We start from the raw sequence: 240 nt of genomic DNA, 5'->3' as shown, positions 1-240 counted from the left end.
GCGCTGGAGCGGATGCCGACACCGGACAGGAACTCATCGCTGTCGAGCACGTATCGGCGGATCAGGCGATCAGCCTGCTCGCCCGTCGCGACCCCCGCCCACAGGGGGAACAGACACGCCCAGGTGTGCCCCTGCAATTGCACGGCCCAGGTGATCTCCTGGTAGGTGCGCCAGGTGGGTTCGGTCAGGTCGACGTGGCAATACCGTTCGGTGCTGCGGTCCCACATGTAGGTGTTGATC

General features: G+C 65.4%; 1 protein-coding gene. It reads right to left on the bottom strand.

Translation table 11 applies throughout. The features are described from left to right. Positions 1–240, bottom strand: a 240-nt coding sequence (locus FJ658_RS16450; RefSeq protein WP_181408513.1) for a hypothetical protein, incomplete at both ends; no start/stop codon positions are given.

It is taken from the genome of Schumannella sp. 10F1B-5-1, from assembly GCF_006517535.1.
Taxonomy (GTDB): domain Bacteria; phylum Actinomycetota; class Actinomycetes; order Actinomycetales; family Microbacteriaceae; genus Schumannella.
Note: the sequence above shows the minus strand (reverse complement) of the source record. Positions and strands in the feature narration are given on the sequence as shown.